Here is an 8,786-nt window from a genome sequence, read left to right as displayed (position 1 = left end):
TTAATTCAATTTTAGGGGCATATCTAGGCTTACATGGTGGAAAAGACATACGGAGGCAGTTTTTATCCCATATAAAGGTATCGAACAGCCTCGTTTATGAGGAGATGAAAATTAGCGAAGTACTGAAGTAGGTTCCTGAATGTGGCAAAATTACTCGCCATTTCAAGCTGATTTAATCTTTTTATGTTTTGAGTATCCTTTATGTAATCTGAGATGCTGTCCCCAACTTTCTTGAGGGTATCCAACCTCTTAGCACTCATGTTTCTTACCTCTGTCAAATAATATTCTAATAACTGCCAATCCCCGTAGACCTGCCTCGCTTTATTGTCGAGGAAATATTTCACAATAGAATGACCTTTTAGAAGATTTATGTAAACAGAATTCCCTTTATTTTTGTATTCATCTCCTTCCTTGATTTTGTCCCAGTTAAAATAGCCCCTTCTGACAATTTTCATCCATTCTGAAAACTGCTCTGACTGTTTAACAAAAGCCAGAAACCTGAACACAGGAGTAGGAACTCTATAGATATCAAGATCAGGTCCCTGGTTATAATTTGTAAAATGGTACATGCTTATAGAGGGGTTCTCTTCAACCCATCTTTCTTCATATTGGAGAATTATGTCCTCAATTATATGGAAAAGGGCATTAACAGGATTTTTATAACCTTCATCAAAACAACCTCTGTAGCTGTTTGCTGAAATTTGTTTCTGAATGTCCTTTATCGCTTTTTCTGCCCAGTAATGCATCACTTTTTCCGAATTTGAGTGGAGAAGCAAAAGCTTCCCGCAAGCGTAAAAAACTAGAGGTGAAAACTGGACAGCAAGAGTACAGGAAGGGCAGTAATCAGCCCCAGGCTGCCCGTAAGGGAAGAAATTAATCAATGTGCCAGAACCGATGAGAGGGATCTCAGTTTTTGTTCGTATCTCCTGCACATCATGCCTTCCACAGGCTATGCAGTTTCCGGACTCTCCACCTCCATCCAGAAGCTCAATCTGCCCTATCAACTGTTCTAAAGACTCAAGCAGCTTCTGATCCTTATTTTTGACAGAAGGATTGGTAACAGCATTATTCGGAAAAACTGAGTAAAGACTCTTTGCCCATTCTGAAGTAAGATATATGTGAACAACATCACGGGATAATTCGCTCAGGTCTTTTAAATCAATTTTTTCAGGCTTTTTTTTGCCTGACCACTCGCATATAGCCCAGATGCCAGCATCAACGAACGGGTTCCCGGTAAATGTATAAAGTGAACTCTGCCCCATTATAGATACTTCCATACTCAGAAAAATCTTCGCTTTCCATAAAAGGAAATGATAATTTCATATAAAGAAAGACTATTCAAATAAATACGTTTTGTTTTCAATCAAAACTTAAACAATTTAAGAACCTGCATAAATCGAATCTTTCTATTTAGATGAGTCATTGATCCCTCTAAGGTCTGATTTTAACGCTTCCACAACCCGGAAGGACGCCTGGATGAAAAGTTGTTTCAATCCCTCTAAGGTCTGATTTTAACAGTCGTTTTGAACTTCCTAATGAAGGAAGCATCCCGGGTTTCAATCCCTCTAAGGTCTGATTTTAACCTTTACGAATTCGCCGGGGTCTGCTATGCTGGATACGTTTCAATCCCTCTAAGGTCTGATTTTAACCCTATCCAGGTGTCTCCTGGAGATCTCAAAGAGTTTCGTTTCAATCCCTCTAAGGTCTGATTTTAACGGAGTGGTTTCTGGACCATATATCTTTCCAATATCAGTTTCAATCCCTCTAAGGTCTGATTTTAACGGAGAGCCATATGACTTCATGAAAGAGCCGGTGCCGGTTTCAATCCCTCTAAGGTCTGATTTTAACCCGACTGATCCGTGGGCATGAGCACACAATTATCCCGTTTCAATCCCTCTAAGGTCTGATTTTAACGCGGCCCTGGCAGCCTCGTATGCATCCCGGAGGCGTTGTTTCAATCCCTCTAAGGTCTGATTTTAACGATGAAACGGGGCTGTCTGCGGACCTGGTAGATGAGGTTTCAATCCCTCTAAGGTCTGATTTTAACCCGTCTGCTCCGGAGGGCTCAGTCTCGGCCGTGCTTGTTTCAATCCCTCTAAGGTCTGATTTTAACAATTACTTTCGCTGTAGCGGCGTTTGTATCGTCGTTGTGTTTCAATCCCTCTAAGGTCTGATTTTAACGCAGATCGTAAGTCAGTAGACCCTCTGTGAAGTACGTTTCAATCCCTCTAAGGTCTGATTTTAACTTCATCACGAGTCCACTCAAATCCACTGCAAAAAAAGGTTTCAATCCCTCTAAGGTCTGATTTTAACTACCACCCCACGCAGCATGGGCCTGAACGCTTCGTCGTTTCAATCCCTCTAAGGTCTGATTTTAACGTGGATCCCGCCGGCACATACATCCAGCTGATCGTGTTTCAATCCCTCTAAGGTCTGATTTTAACCACGTTCCTGTGAACCCCCGCATTTTTCCAAAATGGTTTCAATCCCTCTAAGGTCTGATTTTAACGCTCGATTCAAAAACGTTCACACTCTCAAATGTGGTAGTTTCAATCCCTCTAAGGTCTGATTTTAACAATAGTATGTTTTGTTCTCCATCTGCTGTGATGTATGTTTCAATCCCTCTAAGGTCTGATTTTAACAAGCCTCTCGATGAAATCACCGTTTCCCCTGAGCCCGTTTCAATCCCTCTAAGGTCTGATTTTAACATAAATTGAATAGGGGAAATGCAGCATTAAGGCGATGTTTCAATCCCTCTAAGGTCTGATTTTAACGCTGATAAGATAAAAAAGTTCTTCAAGGAATACTGTGTTTCAATCCCTCTAAGGTCTGATTTTAACCTGATATTGATTCGTTTTCGTTGTAGATATTGAAACGTTTCAATCCCTCTAAGGTCTGATTTTAACAGGGTATAATCGATTATATTGTTTGCACTGGACAGTGTTTCAATCCCTCTAAGGTCTGATTTTAACCTTTTTCAAATTTCGTGTATAGGTCCTGGGTAAAGTGTTTCAATCCCTCTAAGGTCTGATTTTAACTCAGGGCTGAGTCATATATGCGAAAATCATCTATTGTTTCAATCCCTCTAAGGTCTGATTTTAACCTTTGTTCAGGTACCTTACTCGCCGGAGATGGACAGCGTTTCAATCCCTCTAAGGTCTGATTTTAACGCAAGTGCGACGGATTATTATGTTTCTCCAACGGGAACGTTTCAATCCCTCTAAGGTCTGATTTTAACGATAATTTCCTCTTCGGAACAAGAGGACTTAACCAACGTTTCAATCCCTCTAAGGTCTGATTTTAACGTTGTGATTTTACATGCCACAAATTGACAAAGAAAAGTTTCAATCCCTCTAAGGTCTGATTTTAACCACAAAACGAAGCACTAGCAGAAAAAATAAAAAACCACGTTTCAATCCCTCTAAGGTCTGATTTTAACTTTTTCTAACCTCCCCCCGTGCCATCCGATACCAAGAGTTTCAATCCCTCTAAGGTCTGATTTTAACGCTATAAGCATAGTGGGAGAAATGCAATTATGTATATGTTTCAATCCCTCTAAGGTCTGATTTTAACAGTGCAATTTCTAGGCTTTCGAGATCCTCGTTAATGAGTTTCAATCCCTCTAAGGTCTGATTTTAACGAGGTTGTTCAGTGTTGATTCAGTGTCATACACCCACGTTTCAATCCCTCTAAGGTCTGATTTTAACATGGACCGCACACCCTTGAATATACATATAACGCAAGTTTCAATCCCTCTAAGGTCTGATTTTAACTTTATTAGACCCCTCTGCTCCAATAGGGGTGTTTTGTTTCAATCCCTCTAAGGTCTGATTTTAACGTGGACAGATGGGCCGACAGCTTCCAGGGTTGAAGGTCGTTTCAATCCCTCTAAGGTCTGATTTTAACCGGGATGCTTCCAGGGTTGCTGCTGCTTTGATTTCGGGTTTCAATCCCTCTAAGGTCTGATTTTAACGTAAACATTGCCCATTTTGTGGGCGTACTCTCTCTAGTTTCAATCCCTCTAAGGTCTGATTTTAACTCTACTCCTTTTTACTTGTTTATTAGATACTATGTATGTTTCAATCCCTCTAAGGTCTGATTTTAACTTTGTATACTTCTTTCAAAGCCGGATATGTTAAAAAGAGTTTCAATCCCTCTAAGGTCTGATTTTAACCCCAGATCGACCAGGACCAACCCGGACAGATTGCGTTTCAATCCCTCTAAGGTCTGATTTTAACGTGAGTAATAAACACCTTCTCCTGATTCAGATTGCATGTTTCAATCCCTCTAAGGTCTGATTTTAACCGTCGGTGACGATAATATACTTTATAACATGACTGTGTTTCAATCCCTCTAAGGTCTGATTTTAACAGGGCTTCTTTAAGAGCCTGGACTAACTCCTGATTTAGTTTCAATCCCTCTAAGGTCTGATTTTAACGGTTATACATTTGGAGTGAAGCACGGCAGGGGAAAAAGGTTTCAATCCCTCTAAGGTCTGATTTTAACCCTTCCTCACATCTCCTCATTGCCGACTTGTAATGAAGTTTCAATCCCTCTAAGGTCTGATTTTAACACCGTTATAATCCAGAACATACAGTGTTCTATTTCTGTTTCAATCCCTCTAAGGTCTGATTTTAACTCCCCGCTTTCGAAAACTCCCGAATCATTATAGTACCGTTTCAATCCCTCTAAGGTCTGATTTTAACTATGTTGAAAGACCATTTTAAAACATCGAATCTGTTAAGTTTCAATCCCTCTAAGGTCTGATTTTAACAGTCATTCAATACGATACAATATGTTTCAAGGAGTTGTTTCAATCCCTCTAAGGTCTGATTTTAACAATTTTATTATTGCTGCTATGGCGATAATTGAGATTAGTTTCAATCCCTCTAAGGTCTGATTTTAACGATATATGCGAAGTTGATGATGAAGAAACTGTATGGGGTTTCAATCCCTCTAAGGTCTGATTTTAACGTTGTCACATGGGCCGCAGAACTTTATGCCGGGGATGTTTCAATCCCTCTAAGGTCTGATTTTAACACAATACACGGCGACAAATGCGGCTGTCCATATTGTGTTTCAATCCCTCTAAGGTCTGATTTTAACGCTGAGGATGCCCCGTACAGAATGACGGTGAGGTCTGGTTTCAATCCCTCTAAGGTCTGATTTTAACTTTCAATGCCGCCCTTAAAGTCTGCGCCATAGCTGTGTTTCAATCCCTCTAAGGTCTGATTTTAACTCCGAGTACCCTGGAAAGAACACCCCTTCGACACCAGGTTTCAATCCCTCTAAGGTCTGATTTTAACATTTACTTCGGATGCATGGCATACATAATTAAATATTGTGTTTCAATCCCTCTAAGGTCTGATTTTAACATAGTAAAGCTGGAAGAAGTGTGGGCGTTCGGCATAGTTTCAATCCCTCTAAGGTCTGATTTTAACCGGGCTGAGCCGGTTAAGGTGGTTGTTCCGGAGCAAAGTTTCAATCCCTCTAAGGTCTGATTTTAACGGTATCCCCCCGAGTTTCCTTACTTCCTTCTCAAGCGTTTCAATCCCTCTAAGGTCTGATTTTAACTGTGATACGTTCCCGCAATACATCTTCCCTTTTCTCGTTTCAATCCCTCTAAGGTCTGATTTTAACTGTGTACTAGCAAGCAGCCAGTCCAAAGGATCTTACGTTTCAATCCCTCTAAGGTCTGATTTTAACTTTAACGAGTGAGATTATGACAGAGAAATCAAAAGAGTTTCAATCCCTCTAAGGTCTGATTTTAACCGGGTGCTCCTGTATCGAATGCGGTTGGAATAACGAGGTTTCAATCCCTCTAAGGTCTGATTTTAACCTGCCCGCTTTTCCCTGCCCCCCAGTGCCGCTGAAAAGTTTCAATCCCTCTAAGGTCTGATTTTAACATTGCCCTACGAGACTATCTAAGATATCCGAAGTTTTCACGTTTCAATCCCTCTAAGGTCTGATTTTAACAATAGCTAGTTTTTCCTCTTCGTATCCGTAAATGTGGTTTCAATCCCTCTAAGGTCTGATTTTAACTCCCCGTCTTTTTAGAGCTCATGGGTCAGGTGAAACCCGTTTCAATCCCTCTAAGGTCTGATTTTAACCGGCAGGATTGAACCTCATCACGTTGCTGTAGCCTCGTTTCAATCCCTCTAAGGTCTGATTTTAACGGTAGGTTTCAGATTCAAAGTAATAGGGGTACCAATGTTTCAATCCCTCTAAGGTCTGATTTTAACGTTCTTTATCCGTCTCGATCCCTTCAACGGGATAAAGGTTTCAATCCCTCTAAGGTCTGATTTTAACTGAATGCTTGAGAGGGGATTACTTATATATTGTATTAGTTTCAATCCCTCTAAGGTCTGATTTTAACGATCAGACGTGAAAATACAGTATATAGAATATATACGTTTCAATCCCTCTAAGGTCTGATTTTAACAATATCCTGACATCCCCGGTGAGTGGCTCCGTCCAGGGTTTCAATCCCTCTAAGGTCTGATTTTAACCTGAAAGCACCTACCGGAAGCACCGGGGCTCTTCCGTTTCAATCCCTCTAAGGTCTGATTTTAACTGATTAACAACTCTTTTGGCGGTCCCAACGTTGCCCCGTTTCAATCCCTCTAAGGTCTGATTTTAACTTTGTACTTCTTCGCTACCCTCTTCAGGTCAGACTCCGTTTCAATCCCTCTAAGGTCTGATTTTAACTTGCGGACATCGGAGGTCTCCAGGAAGTGAAGGACGTTTCAATCCCTCTAAGGTCTGATTTTAACGTTCAATGGGATCTGAACAAATGCAAAATCCTACATCGTTTCAATCCCTCTAAGGTCTGATTTTAACGATATTTTTAAGGCTGCTCAGAAAGGAGCAAAATATGTTTCAATCCCTCTAAGGTCTGATTTTAACAAGTATTCTAAAACTCCCGAGATAATCCAATACAGAGTTTCAATCCCTCTAAGGTCTGATTTTAACTTTGTAGAGGTACGCAGGCTCCATAGTCACAAGGAAGTTTCAATCCCTCTAAGGTCTGATTTTAACTAAGAAATTTACCCCGGATTTTATGGTAGTCGGATGCAAAATCCATTAATAAGGAGATGGAAAATTCGGGGATAATGGTGCTGTTTTTGAATATATGTAATTGGGTTCTGCACCATATAAAAGTATCCGTTTTTGGAGGAAGATTTGATGAGGGGATTCGTGGATCGTTCTTTCAGGAGGAGATATATAAAGATCCACGAAAAGATGAGAAATACAGAAAGAAGAGATGGAACCCATCACTTAAATATATAAACGGAAAAATTTAATGTTGAGTTAAGGAAATTACTGGAGGAGTTTGGCCAGACAAGGTTCAGAATATGTTTCCCGTATCAGCTTTAGGGGTTCCGAGCTCTTCTATTCCAAGGTATTTTCTGTCTTTTGAGCTGTAGAATATAATATGGTCTGAGTTATCATTGATCAGCTCTTTAAGCCGGGACCTGACTTTCATTAACTCAGCTTTCGTGAGTTCTCCTTCAAATACACTGTTCTGGACCCAGTTCATGTACTGCCTGAGAAAGGTCCTGACTTTGTTTACCCTTTCGACTCCCACATCATACACTATGACCACGTACATCTTATCACCTCATCCACATGTACATACCATTCTGTCCGGCTTACTGAACTGCCCAGAAATGAATCTTACCACCACATAACAAGAGGCTTGTATTCCTCTGCCCCAATGACATGCTTAGAAAGCTTATAGAGCTCTAACCTGATAAGGCGCTTGTACGAGACGTTTCTGCCCAGGCCTTTGTGCTTGATTGTGGTCTTGAGCTTTTCGTCGTATTCTGTCAGGAAGATTTTCTTGCCTTTTTCGCTGAGCAGCATGTTTCCGATTTCTCCCCTAAAACAGCTGTCGTCCAGCATGTTTTTGTTTACCAGCTTAAAAATGATCCTGTCTACGAGAATAGGCTTGAAGATCTCACTTACGTCCAGAGACAGGGAAAACCTGCGTTCGAAGGGCTCATGCAGATAAGAAATCGTGGGGTTTAGCTGGGTATTGTAGATCTCGGAAAGGGTAGTTGAGTAGACAAGGGAGTTTCCGAAACTTATCAGAGTATTCATTTTATTTTCAGGAGGGCGGCGGGTTCTTTTTATTATCCGGTATTCCTCGGGTAAGATTTCATCAAGTGCGTTGTAATAAAGTTCCCGGATTTTGCCTTCGACCTGCATCATGGAAGGGACGGTTTCTGCACCGTCCAAGCGGGAAAATTCGGATTCTATAGAAGCTACATAACCTTCAACTGTCTCCCTGATTTCCTCCTTGCTCCTTGCATAATACCTGAGGTTCTTCAGGATATTTCCGCAGGCACCCTCGATAAATTTCCCTGCAAGACACAGCCGCCTTTCAGGGTCAATGTAATGTTCAGCCTGCCGGATCACCAGGTCTCCGCTTATCAGGGTTTCCCGCGGGTACATTGAACCCTCGTAGAAGCCGTAATAATTAAAAAAGTGAATAGGTATGCCTTCCTTTGAAAGGTACGAGACCACACCGGATGAAAAAGAAAGATTTCCGTAAGCAAATATCGAACTTATTTTATTTATTGGCAGGATCTTTCTGCCGTCCTTATTTTCAAAGTAGACCGTGTTTTCTTTCCTTTTCAAAATCCCGTCCTGTAAAATATAAAAGTCTTCTCGGATTCTTTTACCCCCTTTGTCTTCTTAAGGTTTCATACTTCATTAGATGGCTTTGTACTTCATTAGACCGTGCTTCGCTGGAAAGTATTCATCAGACTCTTTTCAGGTTT

Annotated in this window: 4 protein-coding genes and 1 CRISPR repeat array; of the genes, 1 reads left to right on the top strand and 3 read right to left on the bottom strand. The window is 40.9% G+C overall.

Going from position 1 to position 8,786, the window contains the following annotated elements:
* Positions 1 to 62: 62 nt before the first annotated feature.
* Complete coding sequence (gene cas8a1 / locus FTO70_RS06365) at positions 63 to 1,277, bottom strand: type I-B CRISPR-associated protein Cas8b1/Cst1 (protein ID WP_255334902.1); 1,215 nt, start codon at positions 1,275 to 1,277, stop codon at positions 63 to 65.
* Positions 1,278 to 1,419: 142 nt separating this feature from the next.
* Positions 1,420 to 7,038: direct repeats of the CRISPR family, unit length 30 nt; unit sequence GTTTCAATCCCTCTAAGGTCTGATTTTAAC.
* 56 nt (positions 7,039 to 7,094) lie between these two features.
* On the opposite strand from cas8a1, the gene FTO70_RS06360 reads away from it, so the two are divergent.
* Positions 7,095 to 7,304: a hypothetical protein gene (locus tag FTO70_RS06360; RefSeq protein ID WP_255334901.1), complete on the top strand. Its 210-nt coding sequence runs from the start codon at positions 7,095 to 7,097 to the stop codon at positions 7,302 to 7,304.
* Between the two features lie 44 nt (positions 7,305 to 7,348).
* On the opposite strand, the gene cas2 is transcribed toward FTO70_RS06360, so the two are convergent.
* A complete protein-coding gene (gene cas2, locus FTO70_RS06355) occupies positions 7,349 to 7,612 on the bottom strand; it encodes a CRISPR-associated endonuclease Cas2 (RefSeq protein WP_255334900.1) in 264 nt (87 codons plus the stop codon).
* 65 nt (positions 7,613 to 7,677) lie between these two features.
* Complete coding sequence (gene cas1b, locus FTO70_RS06350) at positions 7,678 to 8,661, bottom strand: type I-B CRISPR-associated endonuclease Cas1b (protein WP_255334909.1); 984 nt, start codon at positions 8,659 to 8,661, stop codon at positions 7,678 to 7,680.
* Positions 8,662 to 8,786: the final 125 nt, after the last annotated feature.

Origin of the sequence: Methanosarcina sp. KYL-1, assembly GCF_024372725.1 — an archaeon.
Lineage (GTDB): Archaea > Halobacteriota > Methanosarcinia > Methanosarcinales > Methanosarcinaceae > Methanosarcina.
Note: the sequence above shows the minus strand (reverse complement) of the source record. Positions and strands in the feature narration are given on the sequence as shown.

Coding starts and splice junctions, on each gene's coding strand:
- cas8a1 (WP_255334902.1), bottom strand. CDS start 1,277: ATGGAAGTATCTATAATGGGGCAGAGTTCACTTTATACATTTACCGGG.
- FTO70_RS06360 (WP_255334901.1), top strand. CDS start 7,095: ATGGAAAATTCGGGGATAATGGTGCTGTTTTTGAATATATGTAATTGG.
- cas2 (WP_255334900.1), bottom strand. CDS start 7,612: ATGTACGTGGTCATAGTGTATGATGTGGGAGTCGAAAGGGTAAACAAA.